At 62.2% G+C, this 21,690-nt stretch carries 18 protein-coding genes; 6 read left to right on the plus strand and 12 right to left on the minus strand.

All coding sequences use genetic code 11. The features are described 5' to 3' along the window. Positions 1 to 66 precede the first annotated feature (66 nt). The 11 genes from KI609_RS13535 to KI609_RS13585 form a co-directional block, all read right to left on the minus strand. A complete protein-coding gene (locus KI609_RS13535) occupies positions 67 to 1,053 on the minus strand; it encodes an IS5 family transposase (RefSeq protein WP_226443853.1) in 987 nt (328 codons plus the stop codon). After that, complete coding sequence (locus tag KI609_RS13540; protein ID WP_226443995.1) at positions 1,050 to 1,544, minus strand: hypothetical protein; 495 nt, start codon at positions 1,542 to 1,544, stop codon at positions 1,050 to 1,052. The genes KI609_RS13535 and KI609_RS13540 overlap by 4 nt, the downstream gene beginning before the upstream one ends. 268 nt (positions 1,545 to 1,812) lie before the next feature. Beyond that, complete coding sequence (yjjJ, locus tag KI609_RS13545; protein ID WP_226443997.1) at positions 1,813 to 3,171, minus strand: type II toxin-antitoxin system HipA family toxin YjjJ; 1,359 nt, start codon at positions 3,169 to 3,171, stop codon at positions 1,813 to 1,815. Between the two features lie 297 nt (positions 3,172 to 3,468). Then, complete coding sequence (xylA, locus tag KI609_RS13550; protein ID WP_226443999.1) at positions 3,469 to 4,785, minus strand: xylose isomerase; 1,317 nt, start codon at positions 4,783 to 4,785, stop codon at positions 3,469 to 3,471. A 59-nt stretch (positions 4,786 to 4,844) separates the two neighbouring features. After that, positions 4,845 to 6,308, minus strand: coding sequence for a xylulokinase (gene xylB / locus KI609_RS13555; protein WP_226444001.1), 1,464 nt, complete (start codon positions 6,306 to 6,308; stop codon positions 4,845 to 4,847). Positions 6,309 to 6,339: 31 nt separating this feature from the next. Next, positions 6,340 to 7,494 carry an ROK family transcriptional regulator gene (locus KI609_RS13560; RefSeq protein ID WP_226444003.1) on the minus strand — a complete coding sequence of 385 codons (1,155 nt, stop codon included), beginning with the start codon at positions 7,492 to 7,494 and terminating at the stop codon, positions 6,340 to 6,342. 19 nt (positions 7,495 to 7,513) lie between these two features. Next, a complete protein-coding gene (locus tag KI609_RS13565) occupies positions 7,514 to 8,299 on the minus strand; it encodes an ATP-binding cassette domain-containing protein (protein WP_226444005.1) in 786 nt (261 codons plus the stop codon). Next, positions 8,296 to 9,474 (minus strand): sugar ABC transporter permease, encoded by a 1,179-nt coding sequence (locus KI609_RS13570; protein ID WP_226444006.1) that lies wholly within the window; start codon positions 9,472 to 9,474, stop codon positions 8,296 to 8,298. Before KI609_RS13570 ends, KI609_RS13565 begins: the two co-directional genes overlap by 4 nt. 116 nt (positions 9,475 to 9,590) lie before the next feature. Further along, positions 9,591 to 10,610: a D-xylose ABC transporter substrate-binding protein gene (xylF, locus tag KI609_RS13575; RefSeq protein WP_226444007.1), complete on the minus strand. Its 1,020-nt coding sequence runs from the start codon at positions 10,608 to 10,610 to the stop codon at positions 9,591 to 9,593. Positions 10,611 to 11,030: 420 nt separating this feature from the next. Further along, positions 11,031 to 11,987, minus strand: a complete 957-nt coding sequence (locus KI609_RS13580; RefSeq protein ID WP_226444008.1) for an aldose 1-epimerase — start codon at positions 11,985 to 11,987, stop codon at positions 11,031 to 11,033. Positions 11,988 to 12,073: 86 nt separating this feature from the next. After that, the gene (locus tag KI609_RS13585; protein ID WP_226450398.1) at positions 12,074 to 13,051 is read right to left on the minus strand and encodes an SMP-30/gluconolactonase/LRE family protein; all 978 of its coding nucleotides are present in this window, start codon (positions 13,049 to 13,051) and stop codon (positions 12,074 to 12,076) included. 146 nt (positions 13,052 to 13,197) lie between these two features. Here KI609_RS13585 and KI609_RS13590 point away from each other — a divergent pair, with 146 nt between their 5' ends. Further along, on the plus strand, positions 13,198 to 13,992 hold the full coding sequence (locus tag KI609_RS13590; protein ID WP_413463320.1) for an SDR family NAD(P)-dependent oxidoreductase: 795 nt from the start codon (positions 13,198 to 13,200) through the stop codon (positions 13,990 to 13,992). A gap of 71 nt (positions 13,993 to 14,063) precedes the next feature. On the opposite strand, the gene KI609_RS13595 is transcribed toward KI609_RS13590, so the two are convergent. Next, positions 14,064 to 15,053, minus strand: coding sequence for a LysR substrate-binding domain-containing protein (locus KI609_RS13595; protein WP_226444010.1), 990 nt, complete (start codon positions 15,051 to 15,053; stop codon positions 14,064 to 14,066). Positions 15,054 to 15,158: 105 nt separating this feature from the next. On the opposite strand from KI609_RS13595, the gene KI609_RS13600 reads away from it, so the two are divergent. The 5 genes from KI609_RS13600 to mmsB all read left to right on the plus strand — a co-directional run bounded on the left by KI609_RS13600 (position 15,159) and on the right by mmsB (position 21,682). Further along, on the plus strand, positions 15,159 to 16,610 hold the full coding sequence (locus tag KI609_RS13600) for an aldehyde dehydrogenase family protein (RefSeq protein WP_226444011.1): 1,452 nt from the start codon (positions 15,159 to 15,161) through the stop codon (positions 16,608 to 16,610). Positions 16,611 to 16,664: 54 nt separating this feature from the next. Then, entirely contained in the window at positions 16,665 to 17,630 is a 966-nt protein-coding gene (locus tag KI609_RS13605; RefSeq protein WP_226444012.1) for an ABC transporter substrate-binding protein, read from the plus strand. A 123-nt stretch (positions 17,631 to 17,753) separates the two neighbouring features. Further along, on the plus strand, positions 17,754 to 18,824 hold the full coding sequence (gene chvE, locus KI609_RS13610) for a multiple monosaccharide ABC transporter substrate-binding protein (protein ID WP_226444014.1): 1,071 nt from the start codon (positions 17,754 to 17,756) through the stop codon (positions 18,822 to 18,824). A 115-nt stretch (positions 18,825 to 18,939) separates the two neighbouring features. Beyond that, on the plus strand, positions 18,940 to 20,457 hold the full coding sequence (gene mmsA, locus KI609_RS13615) for a multiple monosaccharide ABC transporter ATP-binding protein (RefSeq protein WP_226444015.1): 1,518 nt from the start codon (positions 18,940 to 18,942) through the stop codon (positions 20,455 to 20,457). 1 nt (position 20,458) lies between these two features. Then, positions 20,459 to 21,682, plus strand: coding sequence for a multiple monosaccharide ABC transporter permease (gene mmsB, locus KI609_RS13620; RefSeq protein WP_226444017.1), 1,224 nt, complete (start codon positions 20,459 to 20,461; stop codon positions 21,680 to 21,682). Positions 21,683 to 21,690 lie beyond the last annotated feature (8 nt).

Raw genomic sequence — 21,690 nt, forward strand, 5'->3', positions numbered from 1 at the left:
TAATGAGGCGTGCGCAGCGCACCCAGCAGGCGTTTGGCGAGGGCCATTGCCCCTATATCGGAGGCTTTACGCCCCCTGCACGCGCACCTGCCCCATGCAGGCCAGCAACTTGTGCCTTGCCATCCACAGATTGCCCAGCGCAAACAGCGTGACGATCTGCGCCGTGTTCTTCATGAGCCCCCGGTAGCGCACCTTCACGTACCCGAACTGCTGCTTGAGCACTCTGAACGGGTGCTCCACCTTGGCCCGGATGCTGGCCTTGGTGCGTTCAAGTTGGTCGATCAGCGCATCCACAGGCTTGTTTTTGTCCAAAGCCCGGCGCAACCCCGGGCGCATGGCTACATGCCAGCGCACGTTCTTGTTGGCATCGGGCCGCTTGTCCACTCCTTGGTAGCCCGCATCGCCAAAGGCATCCGTTTCTTGCCCGTGCAGCAGGCTGTTGGCTTCTATCACGTCGTTCACATTGCCACTGGTGCCGCGCACGCTGTGCACCAGGCCTGAATCCGCATCCACGCCAATGTGAGCCTTCATGCCAAAGTACCACTCGTTGCCCTTCTTGCTTTGATGCATCTCGGGGTCTCGTGCCTTGCCTTCATTCTTGGTGGACGTCGGCGCCGCAATCAGCGTGGCATCCACCACCGTGCCTGCTTTGAGTTGCAGCCCTTTGGCTTGCAGCAGGGCATTGACCGTAGCGAGGATCTGATCGGCCAGTTTGTGGCGCTCCAGCAGATGCCGAAAACGCAGGATGCTCGATTCACTGGGAATGTGTTCGTCCCAGTGAGACAGGCCGGCAAAGTCCCGAAAGGCTGGCACGTCGTGCAGTGCCTCTTCCATGGCTGGGTCGCTAAGCTTGAACCACTGCTGCATGAAATGGATACGCAGCAGGGTCTGCACCGCAAAGGGCTGCTGGCCCCGGCGTCCGATCTCTGGGGCGTAGGGCTCAATGAGCGAGACCAACTCGGCCCAGGGCACCACCAACTCCATCGCATCAAGGAACTCGCGCTTGCGTGTGCGCTTGGTGGTATTGCTCAGGCCCAGGCTGCTTTGCTTCATGGCCTTATTGTCTCGGCTTCAAGCCTTCGTAAGCACATTACGCAGGGATTTGTGCAGAGAATCCCTAGCTCCCCCCAGCCAAGAGGACGCATTTTTTGCGTCAACTTTGGATTAGTCAGATGGAAAGTGACGACTTCCTCTTTTTGGATATGATCTATATTCTGCGATCGGCTGATATCCAGCCATTCAATATGCAATAGTTCGATCACAGAACGGCCGAACTCTGTCAAATTTTCTCTTGTCTGTGTGTATCTCTGCCAATGCAGCCCTCTCATATGAACAGTAATAGGGCCAGGAGGGCCTTGCGTAGTGCCGTCAAACGTACACGCATTGGCCAGCGAGGGAGCAGGCATTGCCGAGTGGGGAATGGAAAGCTCAACAAATATTCGTTCGTGACTAGCTACAGGGAATGAAAGCCGGCAGTGCACACCTATTGTGTTGCCATGTTCATCTTTCAATTTGCCATCAAGCTCAAGTTCACGTGGGTGCATGAAATGACCTGCCATCTTGCCCTCCATTGACGTTTTGTGTCTTGTCCAGTCTATCTAAGCAAACAGGCTCTGGTTCCTGATAGTTAAAGTCAGCCGCCGCTGATGATTGCGTCATCTCTCGCACAACCGTTACGAGCACCGCTTTCTATTCCGCAGACGACACAGCTGCGGTGGTGCAGCATGCGCCTCTCGACTCACCGCCATACAGGAGGTTGACTGGCGAGGCGGCGGCAGTGTTAGAGGTCAACTCGCCACCCCGGTAACCCCCTCAAAGCACGAGCCGCCCGATACGCTCAGCAGCCACCGTCACATGTCGCACCAACTCAGCCTTGCATGCCTCGAAACCTGAGCTGAACTCATCCTCGCCCTCCACCCGACGAACAAACACCTGCGCCATCGCAAGCGCCTCCTTCCAAGCCGCTGCACTGACCTGTTCCCCCACCGTCAGTTCTAGCGCCCGATCCGGCAAGCCTCCCCCCGCCGTGGGTGCAAACGCCATGGGCGTCATGTCATACGCAGGCGCCAGCTCGTAGGGCCTGCGCCCCTCTGACAAGCACGACAGATTGCCGCTGTGCATGTCGGTGTTGCCGATCAGGGTGCCAAACGCCCACAGCAGGCAGGCCGTGTCAAAGGCCTGGGGGGTGATAACGCCCTCCTTCCACAACGCCTTGGCAATCACCGGCCAGTTGCCACCGCTGCCCACAAACTCGGCATCCAGCGCGGCGAAGGAATGCAGCGCCCTGCGACCGCGCGCGCCTAGCCGGTCAAACCGCTGCACCTCCAAAAACCGTTGGGTGCCGTGCGTCCAGGTCATTGACCGCGCGGCAGGCACGCCATGGCCTTGCAGCACCTGCAGGGCGATGTGTTCGGCCAGCAGCAGGTCGCGCCAGCGGGCGCTCACGGGGGTGTCGAGTTCTGCGGTGAACTTGACCATCACATGTGCGGCGGTGCCATCGGCTTGCTCTGCGTAGGCGGTGAACTTGGGCTGCTCTCCGGCGGCTGACGAGCCCGCCACTTCGCCGCGCGCCGCCAGGTCGGCCAGTTGGGCGTAGCTGTGCAGCTTTTGCGCGGCTGCAATCGGCACGGGGTCGGGCGCGTTGACGAACTGGTCGCGCGCGGTGGGGCCGATGAGCAGGTTGCCGGGCATGTCGTCGCCCTGGTCCAGGATGGCGCGCAGCGCGTGGGTGTCGCTCCAGTCGCCCAGCCGCTCGGGCAGGCCCAGGCGCTGGCCGTGCCGCTGGCAGTAGGCGCGCCCCAGGTAGCCCTGTGGGCGCATGTCAAAAATCCACCACGGCAGGCCGTCGCTGTGCAGCCGGGCCCCGCCCGCTTCGACCATCACAAAGCCCTGCGGGCACACCGGGACCAGGGCGCCCAGGGTTTCGAGCGCGCCCTGGGGGGTGACGCGGTACACGGTGGCCTCCAGATCGGTGCGCAGGGGATCGCGGAGCGTGTATTGAATAGATCTGGCGGCGCCAAAAGGCACCACATCGTCTCCCAGCGCGCCGAGTGCTCTGGAGACGGTGGGCTGGCTGACCTGGAGCGCCTGGGCCAGCGCCTGCGCCTTGGCGGGGCCGGGGCGCAGCAGGGGCCGGATGGCGCTGGCGTAGGTCTGGGCGGCTGAGGGCATGCGCTAAGGATACGCCGATTGCATTGAAACTTGAATAGATAAAAGAATGGATAAATGGCGTTGATCTGTACACAAGCACTCACATGGGAGCGGGCCAGATTGGAACTACCAGTTTTACTATCAATTCAATAGCTGCTAGCGCTTATGGATAAAGCGCCAGAGGCCAATTTCACTAAAATTCTGTCTTCACACCATCGACAGAAAGCGCAGCTACCGGTTCCGCCAAACGATGCACGGGGCCGGGCGGCAACGACCAGCGCGGCGAGAACCTCTGCCGCGCCATAAAGCCGCATCAAATCAATAGACGTAACTGTTCAACAGGCTTTCCAGCCGCTCCTGGCGGCCCGAGGCGGGCTGGGAGTCGGTGTTGTGGGCCAACACATGGGCGGCCACCGCATCGAGTGTCATCTTTCCGTCCATCAGGTCCTGCCCGAAGGCGCTGGTCCAACCGGCATACCGCGCGGCTTTCAAGTGCTCCAGCTCGTCGTTCAGGATCATCTTCTCAGCAATCAGCAGCGCACGCGCGCAGACATCCATGCCGCCGATGTGCCCGTGGAACAGGTCTTCAGGGTCAATGGACTGGCGGCGGACCTTCGAATCAAAGTTCAGCCCGCCCGAGGCAAGGCCGCCACCTTTGAGGATCAGGTACATCGCCAGCGCGGTCTCGGGGATGTTGTTGGGGAACTGGTCGGTGTCCCAGCCGCATTGCATGTCGCCCCGGTTCATGTCGATCGAGCCAAAAATGCCCAGATCAATGGCGGTGGCGATTTCGTGTTCAAAGCTGTGGCCCGACAGCGTGGCATGGTTGGCTTCGATGTTGACCTTGACTTCTTTCTCCAGCCCATAGCGGCACAGAAAGCCGTACACCGTGGCGGTGTCAAAGTCGTACTGGTGTTTGGATGGCTCGCGCGGCTTGGGTTCGAGCAAGATGGTGCCCTTGAAGCCGATCTTGTGCTTGTATTCCACCACCATGTTGAGAAAGCGGCCCATCTGGTCCAGCTCTTGGCCTATGCGTGTGTTGAGCAGGGTTTCATAACCTTCGCGCCCGCCCCACAACACATAGTTTTCGCCACCGAGCTTGAGCGTGGCGTCCATCGCCTCTTTCACCTGCAAGGCGCTGAGCGCGAAGATGTCAGGATTGGGATTGGTGGATGCGCCCGCCATGAAGCGGCGATGGCTGAACAGGTTGGCCGTGCCCCACAACAGCTTCATGCCGGTGGCCTCTTGCTTGGCACCCAACACATCCACCATCTCGTGCAGATGGTTCACGCTGTCGCGCGGGGTGGCGCCTTCGGGGGCGACATCGCGGTCATGAAAGCAGTAGTAAGGCGCGCCCAGTTTGGCAAAAAACTCAAAGGCTGCGTCGGCCTTGGCTTTGGCTGCGGCCATGGGGTCGGCCATGCTGTGCCAGGGGCGCTGAAACGTGTCGCCCCCGAAAGCATCCAGGCCGTTCCAGCAGAAGCTGTGCCAGTAGCAGGACGCAAAGCGCAGGTGCTCCGCCATGGGCTTGCCAAGGACCGTGCGGTTCTTGTCATACCACTTGAAGGCAAGTGGGTGGTCTGTGTTGGGCCCTTGGTAGGCGATGGGCGCGATATCGGCAAAGTAAGTGGTCATGGGTTCCTTGTCAGAAGCGGTGAGAGATCCATCGAAGCCATAGAGTCAAGTCAAGCGGGTCACGCCGAGAAGGCAGAACACGCGGGGTAAAGCGCCCGAAACTGGGTGTAGCGGCGGGCCAGCATGTCTTGCTCCAGCGCAGCGGGCCGGTAAGTGGATTCCACGTCTGGACGACGGCATACCGTGGACAGTGGTGCCCCTGTGGCCAGCCACGCCAGGCGCGCGGCCCCCAGGGCCCCACCCACCGCAGAGCTGCCGTGGGTGACCACCTCAACGTTCAGGGCCGACGCCAGTTGCTGCGCCCACAGCGCACTGCGGCTGCCGCCGCCCACCAGGGACAGTTGCTGCACCGTGCTGCCTGCGGCGTTGAGCGCGGCCAGGCCATCTTTCAAGCCGAAGGTCACGCCCTCCATGACCGAATAGCCCAGGCGCGCCGCGTCGGTGTCAAAACCCAGGCCATGAAAGCTGCCGCGCACCTTGGCATCGTTGTGCGGGGTGCGCTCGCCGCCCAGATACGGCAGAAAAAGGGGCGCTGCGGCGCGCTGCGCCAGCGTGAGTGTTTCTGCTTGCGCAACCAACACGCCTTCGGAAGACTGCCCCAGCAGGCCGGTGACCCACTGCAGCGCGCTGGCGGCGGACAACATCACACTCATCTGGTGCCAACGGTGTGGCAGTGCGTGGCAAAAGGCATGGGTGGCGCTGGCGGCGTTGGGTTGATAGCTGGGCGTGACCACAAACAGCACGCCGCTGGTACCCAGTGACAAAAACCCCTGCCCCGCCTCGACGGCCCCCATGCCCACGGCGCTGGCCGCGTTGTCGCCTGCGCCGCCAGCCACCACGATGCCAGGGGTGAGATCCAGGACATGTGCCACCTCGGCCCGCAGCTGCCCACCGGCTTCGCTGCCCTCCACCAGGCGCGGCATCTGGGCGCTGGTGAGCCCCGAGAGGGCCAGCAGCTTGTCCGACCAGGCGCGCCGGTGCACGTCCAGCCAGAGGGTGCCGCTGGCATCGGACAAATCACTCACGTAGTCGCCTGTGAGCATCAGGCGCACATAGTCTTTGGGCAGCAGCACCTTTGCCACGCGCTGGAACACCCCCGGCTCATGGCGGGCGACCCAGCGCAGCTTAGGCGCGGTAAAGCCGGGCATCGCCAAACTGCCGGCCAAGGTGGGCAGCTCGGGGCACTCGGCCATCATCTCGGTGCACTCCAACGCGCTTCGCGTGTCGTTCCACAAAATGGCGGGGCGAAGCACCTGGTCGTGCGCATCGAGCAGCACGGCGCCATGCATTTGCCCAGACAGCCCAATGCCCTGCACCTGCGCGAACGCTGCAGGGAAGTCCTGGCGCAGCTGGGCCAGGGCCTGCTGGGTGGCGTGCCACCAGTCCGCCGGTGCCTGCTCGCTGTGGCCAGGGTGGGGACGAGACACCTGGAGCGCCGCGCCCGCCGAGCCAATCACCTGGTGGCGGTTGTCGAGCAGCAGTGCCTTGACTTCCGAGGTGCCAATATCAACGCCTAAATACATGAGAGATCCAAAGTTGGGAGTGGGCTAGCAGTCATAGGTCGTCGGTCGCGCCCTGGGGAGACATCACCGGCGATGGCGAGCGGTTGTGCATGGGACGCAGCTCGTGGTGCAGCACCAGGGCAGCCGCGCCCACGGCAGAGGCGAGCAAACCGAAACGGGCCGCACGCAAAGTCGGTGCGGCCATGCCCGCACTGTTGGCGTAGGCCTGCAGGCTGCTTTGAGCAACCTCGACGATCGCGGGGTAACGCACACACGAAGGCCCACCCACCACCAGAACGTTGGGGTTGAACGTGGTCCACAGGTTTTGCAGCACCACGCCCAGGTAACGCCCGCCGTGCGCGGGCTCTGGCAAACGGGCCAGGGCCCGCGCGCCAAAAAAGGTTTCGGCGCATCCGTGTCGCCCGCAGGAGCAGAGCGCGCCATCGACCTGCAAAATGCTGTGCCCTATTTCGCCAGCCATGCCCTGTGCGCCGGTGAACAGGCGGTCGTTCAACACAATGCCTGCACCCACACCAGCACCACAGCTGACGAAGATGAGGGAGTCTTTGGCGTCGCCGGGAGAAAACTCATACTCGCTCAGGGCGGCGGTGTCCGCTTCGTTTTGCACATGCACCGGCACATCGGGCGCACCCGCATCGCTGAGGGCCTGGGTGATCAAGGGAACAAAGTTCACGTTGCGCCAGCCCAGGTTGGGGGCAAAACGCACCACGCCGGTTGCGTCATCAAAGGCGCCCGGCAGGCCTATTCCGATGCCGGTCAGCCGCAGCTCGCGTTTGATGAACTGCATGCATGCCAGCGATACGAGTTGTGCGGCTTGTTTGCACACACGCTCGGGCGCGGTGTCGGCCAGAGGCTCTTCGACCGACCACAACACCTCGCCAGTCAGCGAGATGCCAACCACGCGCAGGGCTTCCACCGCCACCTCCACACCAATCAGCCCCCGGGTGGTGCCGTCGATGTGCAGCGGGGTGGACGGCCGGCCCTGGCCACTGGCGGGCGTCACGCCCGTCTCTGACAGCCAGCCTTCGTCTATCAGCTCGCGCACCAACAAACTCACGGTGGATTTCGTCAACCCACTGGCCTGCGCCAACTGGGCGCGCGACAAGCCACTGTGGGCGCGAACCAGGCGCAGCAACACGCTGCGGTTGATGCGTTTGACAAGTTGTTGGTCGCCGGTGGTTTTCATGGTCAGGGTGCGTAAACGCTCAGCAGGTCAGTGCCTGCGATTTTCCATCGGGCTTTTTGCCCGCGATGATCATGCCCAGCACCTCGTCTTCGGTGACATCGCTCGTGCGGTAGGTGCCCACCAGGCGGCCGTTTTTCATCACTGCCAGGCGATCGCTCAAGCCAAAAACGTCGGGCATGTCGTGGGTGATCAGAAAGATGCCCACGCCTTCGGCCTTGAGCTGGCGCACCAGCGCGCCCACCATGGCTGTTTCTTCTGGCCCCAGCGCTGCGGTGGGCTCGTCCATGATCAAAATGCGGGCGTTGAAATAGATCGCCCGCGAAATCGCCACCACTTGCCGCTGTCCACCCGAGAGGCGGCGCACCGGCGTGTGGACGTTTTTGAAGTTTTTGTTGAGCCGGTGAAAGACCTTGCGCGCATCGGCGCCCATGCGGTGGTCGTCCAGCGTGTTCCAGCGGGTGAGCAACTCACGCCCCAGAAACAGGTTGGCCACGGCGTCGAGGTTGTCGGCCAGCGCCAGCGTCTGGTAGATGGATTCAATGCCGCAGCGTTGCGCGTCCACGGGCGAGCGAATGGTGGCGCGCTCGCCGTTGATGGCCACCTCGCCGCTGTCAATCGGGTAGGCCCCGGCCAGCATTTTCATCAGGGTCGATTTGCCAGCGCCGTTGTGGCCCAGCAGGGCGACCACTTCGCCGGGGTAGAGGTTCAGGCTCACATCGTCAACGGCCTGCACGCCGCCAAACGCCTTGCCGATGTGGCGCAGATCCACCAGTGGCGCGCTGCCCGTTGGGTTCGCGGGGCTCATACGGTGTCTCCCGTCACTTTGCGGTACATCACGTCAAACACCACGGCCGCAATCAGCACCTGCCCAATGATCACGTAGCGCATGCCAATCGACACGTCCAGCAGCAGCATGCCGCTGTCAATCGACTGCATGATCAGTGCGCCAAACACAGAGCCCATGATGGAGCCACTGCCACCCGAGAGCGCAGCGCCACCAATGACGGCAGCGGCAATCACATACAGCTCCATGCTGGTGCCCAGCGAGTTGGTGCCTGCGTTCAACCGGGCAATGGAGACCACGGCGGCAATGGTGATGAGAACACCCATCAGCATGAACAGCATCAGCGTGACCCGGCGCACCGGGATCCCCACCAGGGCCGCAGCCTCGGGGTTGCCGCCCATGGCAAACACGTAGCGGCCAAAGCGCGTGCGGTGCACGATGAAAGACAGCGCCATCGCCACAGCGGCCCAGATCAGCACCGGAATCGGAATGCCCTGGGGCGCCTCTTTGCTGCCAATCTGGTAGCTGTTCATGGCGTTGACAAAGGCCAGCACGATCAGGGCTGGCACCAACACCATGACGGCGTCCAGCCACAAGGGGTTGTTGGGCACCCCGTACGACGCCTTGGCGCGGCGCCTGGCCACGGCCAGCCAGACCAGCACCACCACCACCACAGCAGCCAGCGTCCAGCTGGGAACAACGCCAATGGCACCCGCAAAACCGCCGCCCAGGCGTTGGAAAAATTCATCGGTGACGGGTTGGGTCTTGCCGTCTGCCACCAAAAATGCGGCGCCGCGAAACGACATGAGGCCGCCCAGCGTGACCACAAACGACGGCACCCCCATCAGCGAGGTCAACGCGCCTTGGTACAGCGACACGGCGATGGCAACGGCCAGCCCGGCCAGCGACGCCTCGACCCAGTGCCAGCCTCGGCTGTACATGAGCGTGGCAATCAGCACGCCCACAAAACCCATGACGGAGCCCACCGACAAGTCAATATGGCGCGCCACGATCACCAGCACCACCACGGTGGCGACGATACCGACCACGGCCGTTTGCTGGGCGATGTTGTAGAGGTTCTCGGGGCTCAAAAACAGACCGCCCGAGAGACAGTTGAAGACGATGGCAATGGCGGCCAGCACCAGGCTCATCATCACCAGGCGCCAGTCAACGGCCGCCTGTTTAAGCGAATTCATCACGGGGTTCAAATGCGTTCTCCGCCAGAGAGGTCGTAGGGTCGGGGCTCAAAGGAATCCCGCAGGCACCGGGCCTGCGGGACGACGGCGCGGAACGCCGGCAAACCAAACCCGGCTTATTTGCAGGCTGCGGGGCCGGTAGCGGCGTTCACACCTTTGCACAGGTCGTCTTTCTTGATCCAGCCCGCTTTCACCACCACGTCCAGATTGGCCGACGAAATAGGCAGGGGCTTGAGGAACTGGGCCTGCATGACCATCTTCTTTTCGCCACCGTTCCAGTTCGTGGCGCCATCCACCTTCTTGCCATGGGCCAGGGCCACGGCAGCGGCAGCGGCATCACGCCCCAGTTCACGAGCGTCCTTCCAGACAGACACGGTCTGGGTGCCTTGCGCGACGCGGTTCAACGCGGCATGGTCCCCGTCCTGGCCAGACACCGGCACGCCCTTGATGCCTTTGCCGTTGAGCGCGGCCACCACCCCGCCCGCCGTGCCGTCGTTGGAGGCCACCACGGCGTCCACCTTGCCGCCGGTTTTGGTCAGAATTTGCTCCATGTTCTTCTGCGCCACTTCGGGCTTCCAGCCCTCGGTGTATTCCTCGCCAACGATCTTGATCTCCCCTTTTGTCAAAGCGACTTCAAGGACCTCTTGCTGACCGGCGCGCAGAAAATTGGCGTTCGGGTCGGTGGGGGAGCCTTTGATCATCACGTAGTTGCCCTTGGGCTTGGCAGCCAGGATGGCGCGGGCCTGCATGCGCCCCACTTCCACATTGTCAAACGTGATGTAGAACACGCCAGGGGCTTCGATCAGGCGGTCGTAGGCCACCACAGGGATCTTTTGCTGGTTGGCTTTGTTGATGGCGGGCAGGATGGCGTCCTTGTCCATGGCCAGAATGATCAGCGACTTGGCGCCTTTGGCGATCAGGCTGTCGATGTCCCCCAACTGCTTCTCGGGCGAGCCGCCAGCATCGGCACTGATGTACTTGGCACCCGACTTTTCCAACTGCGCCTTGATGGCGGCTTCGTCCGTCTTCCAGCGCTCTTCCTGGAAGTTGGACCAGCTCACGCCCACCGTCTGAGCAAAAGCGCCCGCAGCGGCGAGGCCTAGCGTCAAAGCGGTCAGTGTTGTCTTCAGTTGCATCGATGTCTCCTGTTGGTTGGCCTTGAACAAGCCTTTGGTTTGGGAAAAATTCACGTGCCCATCGTGCTGCCCTCCATGCCACCCAGTGCATTTAGTGCGAACGACAAACTAATTATGAAGACACTGCCCCAGAAACAGCCTTGGTGAAAACCCGACATAGTTTATTGATCGAACTTAATGACTGGCCGCGCACGCCGACATGTGGCTTGCGACTAGCTTTTTTGGGCGACAGGCGGCCGCCCAGCAGACATGCGCCGTCGCTGAGGTCCCATCACCGTGGCAGCGCTTGGCAACCCCTGCGGGTTCAAATTTCAAGCAAAAAATGGCTCTAGCGCCCTATCCATAAGCGCTAGCAGCTATCTTTTTTGATAGACCCAACACCCCCAGGCCGAACAGGATGCGTGGTGCCCCCAACACGCTTCAGCGCATGGCTGCGCCGCCATCGCCGAAGGGGCCAAAACGCCACTGCACGTTCAGCGCCATGCTTTCGCCCCGTGCCAGCACACGCAACCCGGGTTGCCCGGGTTGGTGAAACGCATCAATGGGCTGGCTCACGGGCTCAAAGCAGAACGCAGGGCCCTGGGGCGGCCGGTAGATCAGGCAATAGTGCTGGGCCTCGCCCCCGTCCTGCGCAAAATCAGGCATGTGGGCTGTGAGCTGCAGGCCCCGTTCGGGCCACTCGATGCACGCCGTGCCCCCCCAGCCGGTGTAGGCGTTGTCAATCAGGCTGCCATTGGCGGCCACCCCGGCGTTCAGGTCCCAGCCAGCGGGGAACCGGGTGGTGTGCTCGGTGGGCAGTGGGTCCGCCCCGCTGAGCCAGACACCTTGCACCGGCGCCGTGATGCGCGTGGCGGCCGTGCGCGGAAACCAGGGGTGCAACCCCAGCCCATATGGCAGCGGCTGAGCGCCGTGGTGGCGCACCTGCACGCGCTGGTCCAGGCCGCCATCGACCAGACGAAACGTCTGCACACAGTCGTAGTCGTAGGGGCTGCCATCAAAGCACCGCGAGCGCAGCGACATCTCCAGCGTGTCATCGGCGGGCTGCGCGAGGGCCCATGCCTGCAACCAGCCATCGCCATGAATGGGGTAAGGCTCTCCCTCGCGATTGGGGCGCATGGGATAGAACTGCCCCCCTTGCGAGAAACCACCGCCGCTGATGCGGTTGGACCACGGCACCATCGCAAACGACGCCATCTGGTAGAGGTCTGGCGTCTGGCCGTCCCAAGGCCGCCACAGATCGATGCGTGCCTGCGCGTCTTGGGGTGCGCGCGGGTCATCGATCTGCCAGGCCGCAACGCCTGCGCCGAGGGAGGGAACCAGCCCCAGGTGTTGACCGGCATGGTGCAGCCAGACGATGGGATGAGCGGTGTCGGTCATGGGCAGACTTTCTGAGAGGGCAATAAAACCGGTGAGCGATGGACGCTATGGACGGTGGTGGTGGTTTTCAAGCGATGCATGCGCCCTCATCCACCAAACGCGTGGGCGGGCAAGCCGGGGCTGTCAAGCGACACGGCAAACAACGCGCCGGCCAGCGGCTCGGCAAGCAGTTGAGCGGGCGAGAGCCCCACGCGGGCAGAGGTGATGAACAGGGTGCGCAGATCCGGCCCGCCAAACGCGCAGTTGGTGACCTGGCTGACCGGCAGCACCACCCGCGCCAGCTCGGCGGCGGTGACAGGGTCGTGGCAGCTCACGCACGAGCCGCCCCAATGGGCAATCCACAAACGGCCCTGGGCGTCGGTGGTCATGCCATCGGGCACACCGTCGCCGGGCGCAAAACGGTTCCACAGGTTTTTGTGGGACAAGGTGCCACTGGCCTCATCGAAGTCATAGCGGTAAGTGCAGCCCTGCACGGTGTCGTTGAAATACAGCGCTTGCGTGGCCTGCGATCCCTCTTGCTGCTGGCCGCCATTGCGCGCAACGGGCCCCCAGGTGGGGCCATTGGTTACCGCAAACCCGTCGTCATGCCGCGTGCAGCGCCCGTCAGGGTCATAGCGGTACAAGGCACCCGTGGGGCGCTCGCAGGCGAAGTCCATCGTGCCCGCCCAAAAACGCCCCTGCGCATCGCATTTGCCGTCGTTGAACCGGTTGCCCCCGCGCTCGGGTTCTGGCTGGTGCAGATATTGGGGCGCGGTATCGCAGGCCGGGTCAAAAAGCGCAAAACCCCGGCGCAGTGTCACCACCAGGCCAGGGGCGTTGGCCCGCTCGGCCAGTGCCGATATCTCCTCAGAAAAAGTCCATTGGCGGTGCACATCCAGGGCCGGAACCCAGCGGTGCAGGTGGCACGAAAGAATGTCCACCCAATACAGCGCCTGCTCGCGCACCGACCACAGCAAGCCCTCCCCCAGGGCATCGCCCAGTGCCTGCACGCAGCGCGCGGCGCCCGCCGAGGGCGCATAAAAACGGGTGGCCGGCGGTTCGGCAGGCGGAAGATTTGAGGGAATCAAGGCAGTCTCCGGTTGTTGTTTATGCACATGTCTGTCGCATGGCTCTTGACGGGCGGCATCTTATCAACGCAAATTGATGCTCGTAATTAATATTTTTATCATCAATTGATACATAAATTGATATGTCAAACATTTCACACTCCATGAGCCCATCCCCAGCCCCCGCAGCACCCCAGGGTTTCTCACGTTTCCCCAGCCTGCATGGCCGCACCGTGTTTGTGACCGGCGGTGGCAGCGGTATTGGCGCCGCCATCGTCAAGGCGTTTGCCGAACAAGGGGCACGTGTGGCTTTTGTGGACGTGGCCCAGCAGGCGAGCGAAAGCCTGGTGCAAGAGATCGCCGACGCAGGGCTTGAGCGCCCGTGGTGGCGTGTATGTGATGTGCGTGACGTGTCGGCCTTGCAGGCCTGCATCAGCGCGGCGGCCACTGAACTGGGCGATTTTTCGGCGCTGGTGAACAACGTGGCCAGCGATGACCGACATTCGCTCGAATCCGTCACGCCGGAGTACTACGACGAGCGCATGGCCATCAACGAGCGCCCGGCATTTTTTGCCATTCAGGCCGTGGTGCCGGGCATGCGCCGCCTCGGCGCCGGTTCGGTCATCAACCTGGGCTCCACAGGCTGGCAGGGCAAGGGCGCAGGCTACCCCTGCTACGCGATTGCCAAATCGTCGGTCAATGGCCTGACCCGGGGCCTGGCCCGCACGCTTGGGGCCGACCGCATTCGCATCAACACGGTGTCACCCGGGTGGGTCATGACAGAGCGCCAGATCAAACTGTGGCTGGACGCAGAAGGCGAGCTTGAAATCGCCCGCAACCAGTGCCTGCCCGACAAGCTGCGCCCCCACGACATCGCGCGCATGGTGCTGTTTCTGGCATCCGACGATGCCGCCATGTGCACGGCGCAGGAGTTCAAAGTGGACGCGGGCTGGGTGTAACCAAAGCGGCATGAATCTGGCGCAGCACCCTGCCGAGCCGTAGGACTGCGAATGAATCCGCGCACACCGGTTCAGCGCGCTGTGCCCGCTAGCGCCTGTTCAAAGTCCGCGTCCAGCTTGCGCCCGTACTGGATCATGCTGCTCTGCTTGATGGCTTTCATCATCACCTTGGCAGCTGGCGACAGCAGCCGGTCGCTGCGGGTGATGATGCCAAACGCATCCATGTGGCAGGGCATGGCCAGCGGCAGCACCGAGACAAATCCGTGGGATGCGTAATAGTGCGCCACGTCAGCGCCCACCACGGCCACCATGTCGCTTTGCTGGAGCATGCGCGTGATGAACAGCAGCGCTGAGGTCTCCACGGTATTGATCGGCGGGGCCAGGCCATCTTGCTGAAACATGAGATCAAACCGGTGGCGCAGCACACTGCCGGCGGGCGGCACGATCCAGCAGGCCGACACCACATCGCGCAGTGTCAAACCACTGATGCCCAGCAAAGGGTGCCCTGGCCGTGTCATGGCGCACACCATTTCTTCGGTCAGGGATTCGTAGCGCAGATTGCTCTTGTCGTGCTGCGCATACAGCCGCCCGACCACGATGTCGAGCTTGCCTTGCTCCAGCCGGTCCAGCAGCACAGGGCTGGTTTCAATGTCGAGTGAAATGCGCAGGCTGGGGTGCTCTTGCTTGACCTGGGCCACCGCCGCAGGCAACAGGCTCAGGCCCGGCGACGTGATTGCACCGATACCCACCTGGCCAAAGTGACCGGTTTTGAGCGCACCAATTTCGTCGTGCGCCTGGTTCAGGCTGGCCAGCGCCATGCGCGCGTGGCGGATCATCGCCTCGCCATACCAGGTCGGACGCATGCCGCGCGGCAGGCGATCAAAAAGCGAAACCTCCAGCACGTCTTCCAGATCCTTGAGCAGCTTCGATGCTGCGGGCTGCGTCATGCTGAGCACCTGCGCTGCGCGGTGGATGTTGCCCTCCTCAGCCAGCGCTACCAGCAGCAGCAATTGCCGCGTTTTAAGGCGTGCCCGGATGAACCAATGGTTGTAGGTGCTCATGGGGTTTTCCAGAATGTGTGAATTGATATGTATTTTGTCTAAAAAACTATTGGATTGATATCAAAATCATTCATAGACTTTGCGGCTACAGGAACAAAGGCTCTCATGAAGTTCGGCGACATGCAGTACACGCCCCGGCACCTGATCAATGGCCGCTGGGAGACAGGCACCACTACCGGGGTGAGCACCAACCCGTCGGACACCCGCGAGGTGGTGGCTGAATTCGCACGCGCTGACCGCAACCAGGCCGAACAGGCCATTCGCGCTGCGGCCGACGCCCTGCCCCACTGGAGCCAAAGCAACCCTCAGCGCCGCGCCGACGTGCTGGACATGGTGGGCAGCGAGTTGCTGGCACGCAGGGACGAACTGGGCGCACTGCTGGCGCGTGAGGAAGGAAAAACACTGCCCGAGGCCGTGGCCGAGGTCGCGCGCAGCGGGCAGATTTTCAAGTTCTTTGCGGGCGAGGCACTGCGCATCCCCGGCGAAATAATGGCATCCGTGCGCCAAGGGGTGCAGGTAGACGTGACCCGCGAACCCGTGGGTGTGGTGGGCATCATCGCGCCCTGGAACTTCCCCTTCGCCATCCCGGCATGGAAGATCGCACCCGCGCTGGCCTATGGCAACACCGTGGTGTTCAAGCCTGCCGAGCTGGTCCCGGCCTGCGGCTGGGCGCTGGCCGAGATCATCAGCCGAAGCGGTTTGCCAGCGGGTGTGTTCAACCTGGTCATGGGCAGTGGCCGCGAGGTGGGCCAGACACTGGTGGACCACTCCCTGGTCAATGCACTCAGCTTTACGGGCTCGGTCTCCACAGGCGAACGCATCCTGCGCGCAGCCACAGCCCGGCGTGCCAAGGTGCAACTGGAGATGGGCGGCAAAAACCCGCTGATCGTGCTGGCGGATGCCGACATGGAACAGGCGATTGATTGCGCACTGAATGGGTCCTATTTTTCAACCGGCCAACGGTGCACCGCATCAAGCCGCCTGATCGTGGAAGCCCGTGTGCACGATATCTTTGTGGACAAGCTCCGCGAACGGCTTGCGGCTCTCAAGGTAGGGCACGCGCTTGAGCGCGGCACAGAGATGGGCCCCGTGGTGGACAGCACCCAGCTCGATCAGGACCTGGGGTATGTCGAGATCGCACGCAACGAAGGGGCCGAACACATCTGGGGCGGAGAACGCCTGGAGCGCCCTACGCCCGGCCATTACATGAGCCCGGCCCTCTTTCTGGCCCAGCCCGAACACCGTATTGCGCGCGAAGAGATCTTCGGACCTGTCGCCTGCGTGCTGCGCGCCGATGACTATGACCATGCGCTGGCGCTTGCCAACGACACCCCTTACGGCCTTTGTGCAGGGATCTGCACCACATCGCTCAAGAGGGCCATGCATTTCAAGCGCCATGCGGTCGCAGGCATGACCATGGTCAACCTGCCCACTGCGGGTGTGGACTTTCACGTGCCCTTCGGTGGGCGCAAAGAATCGAGCCACGGCTCGCGTGAACAAGGCCGTTATGCGGCCGAGTTCTATACCACCGTCAAGACTGGCTACATGCTGGCCTGACGGTACCCCCTGCAACCGGTCATCAATCAACCATTAATAACAGGAGACAAGATGATGAAACTGAACCGCCGAACACTGGCTGCCGCATTGGCCTGTGCACCCGTGGCCGCCCTGCTGCCTGCCGCAGCGTGGGCACAAAAACCCATCGTGCTGGGTTTCAGCCAGGTGGGCGCCGAGAGCGAATGGCGCACGGCCAACACCGAGTCGATCAAGTCGGCCGCCAAGGATGCGGGCATCGAACTGAAGTTCTCGGACGCACAGCAAAAGCAGGAGAACCAGATCAAGGCCATCCGCTCATTCATCGCCCAGAAGGTGGACGTGATCGCGTTCTCGCCCGTGGTCGAATCGGGCTGGGAACCGGTGCTGCGCGAGGCCAAGGCCGCGAAGATTCCCGTGGTGCTGACCGATCGTTCGGTGAACGTCAAGGACCAGTCCCTGTTTGTCAGCTTCATGGGCTCAGACTTTGTGGAAGAAGGCCGCAAGGCAGGCCGCTGGCTGGTGGAAAAGATGAAAGACCAAAAGGGCGATGTCAACATCGTCGAGCTGCAAGGCACCGTGGGCTCGGCTCCAGCCATCGACCGCAAGAAGGGCTTCGAAGAAGTCATCAAGGCTGACCCAAAGTTCAAGATCCTGCGCTCGCAAACCGGCGACTTCACCCGCGCCAAGGGCAAAGAGGTGATGGAAGCGTTCCTCAAGGCTGAGGGCAAAAAGATCAACGTGCTGTATGCGCACAACGACGACATGGCCATTGGCGCGATCCAGGCCATTGAAGAGGCCGGGCTCAAGCCAGCGCAAGACATCACCATCATTTCCATCGATGCGGTCAAAGGCGCCTTCGAAGCCATGATCGCCGGCAAGCTCAACGTGAGCGTGGAATGCAGCCCCCTGCTGGGCCCGCAGCTCATGGCGGCCGTCAAGGACATCAAGGCGGGCAAGGCGGTGCAAAAACGCATCGTGACCGAAGAAGGCATCTTCCCCATGGAAGTGGCCGCCAAAGAGTTTCCCAAGCGCAAGTACTGATCAAGTACTGATCAAGTACTGATCAATCCGCTGGCCCCCAGCGGATCGCGATCACATCCATCGCACGCCAGTGCAGCCCGTGGCGTGCCTTTTCACACCAAAAAAATTCAGGAGACTTAACCAATGAAACGAGCCGTTCTCAAAGCCGTTGCCGCCACCCTCGCACTGGGGGCGTTCGGTGCCCTGCCCTTGGCCCATGCCGAGGACAAGGGAAGCATCGGTATTTCCATGCCCACCAAGTCGTCCGCGCGCTGGATTGCCGACGGCGACAACATGGTCAAGGTACTCAAGGAACGCGGCTACAAGACCGACCTGCAGTACGCGGACGACGACATCCCCAACCAGCTCGCGCAGATCGAGAACATGATCACCAAGGGCGCCAAGGTGCTGGTGATCGCGTCGATTGACGGTACCACCCTGTCCAAGGCGCTGCAAAACGCAGCCGATAAAGGCGTGAAGGTCATCGCGTACGACCGCCTCATCAAGGGATCGAAGAACGTGGACTACTACGCCACGTTCGACAACTTCCAGGTGGGCGTGCTGCAGGCCACGTCCATCGTCGACAAACTGGGCCTCAAGCAAGGCAAAGGGCCCTTCAACATCGAGCTCTTTGGCGGCTCGCCCGACGACAACAACGCCTTCTTCTTCTACGACGGCGCCTTGAGCGTGCTGCAGCCCTACATCGACAGCGGCAAGCTGGTGGTCCGCAGCAAGCAGACCGGCATGAACAAGGTGGGCACGCTGCGCTGGGACGGCTCGGTGGCCCAGGCGCGCATGGACAACCTGCTGTCGGCCTACTACGGCAAGGACAAGGTGCATGCGGTGCTCTCGCCCTATGACGGCATCTCCATCGGCATCCTGTCCTCCCTGAAGGGCGTGGGCTACTGCACGGCCCAGCAGCCCTGCCCCGTGGTCAGCGGACAGGACGCCGAGGTGCCTTCAGTCAAGTCGATCCTCAAGGGCGAGCAGTACTCCACCGTGTTCAAAGACACGCGCGAACTGGCCAAGGTAGCCGCCAACATGGTGGACGCCACGCTCTCGGGCAAGCAACCCGAAATCAATGACACCAAGACCTACAACAACGGAGTGAAAGTGGTGCCCTCGTATCTGCTCAAGCCCGTGTCGGTGGATGCCTCCAACTGGAACGCAGTGCTGGTGGGCAGTGGCTACTACAAGGAATCGCAGATCAAGTAGCCAAGCCGCTGCGCGCCTTGCGGCGCACGGGCCGCTGCCTGCAAGTGCCCCCAAGGCCTTGCAGGCAGCCATGTGGACAGGACGGGCACCAGTCCCGCCAACAGACTCTGAGACCATGCTTCTTGAAATGCGGAACATCCGCAAAATATTCCCTGGGGTGGTAGCCCTCAACCAGGTGAATCTGCGCGTCAATGCAGGTGAAATTCACGCCATCGTGGGTGAAAACGGCGCAGGCAAATCCACGCTGATGAAAGTGTTGTCTGGCGTGTACCCGCATGGCAGCTACAGCGGCGAGATCATGTTCGACGGTGAAGAGCGCCAGTTCTCCGGTATCCGCGACAGCGAGCATCTGGGGGTGATCATCATCCACCAGGAACTGGCGCTTGTTCCGCTGTTGTCGATTGCAGAAAACATCTTCCTGGGCAACGAAACCGCACACTGCGGCGTGATCGACTGGATGGCCGCACACAGCAAGACACAGGCCTTGCTCAACAAAGTGGGTCTGCGCGAGTCGCCCGAGACTCTGGTCACCCATCTGGGCGTGGGCAAGCAGCAACTGGTAGAGATCGCCAAGGCGCTGTCTCGGCAGGTGCGCCTGCTGATCCTGGACGAACCCACCGCCAGCCTGAACGAAAACGACAGCCAGGCCCTGCTCGACCTGTTGTTGGAGCTCAAGGCGCAGGGCATCACCTGCATACTGATCTCGCACAAACTCAATGAAATATCGCGCGTGGCCGACGCCATCACCGTGCTGCGCGATGGCAGCACCGTCGAGACGCTGGACTGCCGCGCTGCACCGGTCAGTGAAGACCTTGTGATCAAGGCCATGGTGGGCCGCGAAATGGCCGACCGTTATCCCCCACGCCAGCCCCGCATCGGCGAGACCGTGTTCGAGGTGCGCGACTGGCATGCCTACCACCCCCAACGCCCCGAGCGCGCCTTCATCCAGGGTATCAACCTTCAGGTGCGTCGTGGCGAGATTGTGGGCATCGCAGGCCTTATGGGCTCAGGCCGCACCGAGCTGGCCATGAGCGTCTTTGGGCGCTCGTGGGGCCAACGCATCAGCGGGCAGGTGCTGTTGCACGGCAAGGCCATCGACGTGAGCACCGTGGAGAAGGCGGTACGCCACGGCCTGGCCTATGTGACCGAGGACCGCAAGGGCAATGGCCTGGTGCTGGGCGAAGACATCCAGTTCAACGTGTCGCTGGCCAACCTCAAAGGCGTGTCCACCGCCACGGTGATCGACAGCGGCCGTGAGCACCAGGTAGCCCAGGGCTACCGCGACAAGCTGCGCATCCGCTGCTCGGGGGTGGAGCAAAAAACGCTGAACCTGTCGGGTGGCAATCAACAGAAAGTGGTGCTGAGCAAATGGCTCTTCACCAACCCCGAGGTGCTCATCCTCGACGAACCCACGCGTGGCATCGATGTTGGCGCCAAGTACGAGATCTACACCTTGATTGCACAACTCGCCGCCGAGGGCAAATGCGTGATCGTGATCTCGTCGGAAATGCCCGAACTGCTGGGTATTTCGGACCGCCTTTACGTCATGAACGAAGGCCGATTTGTTGCCGAGATGCCGACCACAGAAGCCTCCCAGGAAAAGATCATGCGCGCGATCGTGAAAGCCCACTGAAATGTCTCAAACACCAGCAACTCTTACCCACAGCGCAAGCCCCGAACGCCCCCCTGCACGCAACGACCGCTCGGTGCTGGATCACCTGAAGCACAACGTCAGGGAATACGGGATGCTGATCACGCTGGTCGCCATCATGGCGTTCTTCCAGTACATGACCGACGGCACGCTGATGCAGCCGCTCAATCTCACCAACCTGCTGCTGCAAAACAGCTACATCGTCATCATGGCGCTGGGCATGCTGCTGGTGATCGTGGCGGGACACATCGACCTTTCCGTAGGCTCTGTCAGCGGATTCATCGGCGCCCTGGCTGCGGTGTTGATGGTGCAGTACCAATGGCATTTTGTGCCGGCCGTGCTGGTGTGCCTGGTCTGTGGCGGCGTCATTGGCGGCATACAGGGCTGGTTTGTCGCGTTCTCGCGCATCCCCTCTTTCATCGTCACGCTGGCAGGCATGCTGGTTTTCAAGGGCCTGGCTCTGGCGCTGCTGGCGGGCCAGTCCGTGGGGCCATTTCCTGACAGCTTTCAGATGCTCAGTTCGGGTTTCATGCCCGATTTTTTCAGCGTCGAAGGCCTGCGCCTGACCTCGCTCCTGCTGGGCGTAGCGGCAGCGGTGGCGCTCATCGTCGCGGCCGTGCGTGCGCGCGCCAATCGCTTGCGCCATGGCGTGCACACCGAGCCCACCGTGTTCTTCGCGGTGCGCACCGCCGTCTTTGCTGCGCTGCTCATTGGCTTGAGCTACCTGCTGGCGTCTTACAAAGGGCTGCCCAACGTGCTGATCGTGATGGCGATTCTGATTGTGTTGTTCGAGTTCGTGACCAGCCGCACCACCATCGGCCGACGCATCTACGCGATGGGCGGCAACGAGAAGGCGGCCAAGCTCTCGGGCGTCAAGACCGAACGCCTGTCTTTTTATGCCTTTGTCAACATGGGCGTTCTGGCCGCCCTCGCCGGTTTGGTGTTTGCGGCGCGCCTGAACACCGCCACACCCAAGGCGGGCCTGGGTTTTGAGCTGGATGTGATCGCTGCCTGCTTCATCGGGGGCGCGTCTGCCTCGGGCGGCGTGGGCAAGGTGATGGGAGCGGTGATTGGCGCCTTTGTGATGGGGGTGATGAACAACGGCATGTCCATCCTGGGTATCGGCATCGACTATCAGCAAGTCATCAAGGGGGTGGTGCTGCTCGCCGCTGTGCTGGTGGATGTCTACAACAAGAACAAGGCATGAAAGATGAA

The organism is Acidovorax radicis, from assembly GCF_020510705.1.
Taxonomy (GTDB): Bacteria; Pseudomonadota; Gammaproteobacteria; order Burkholderiales; family Burkholderiaceae_C; genus Acidovorax; species Acidovorax radicis_A.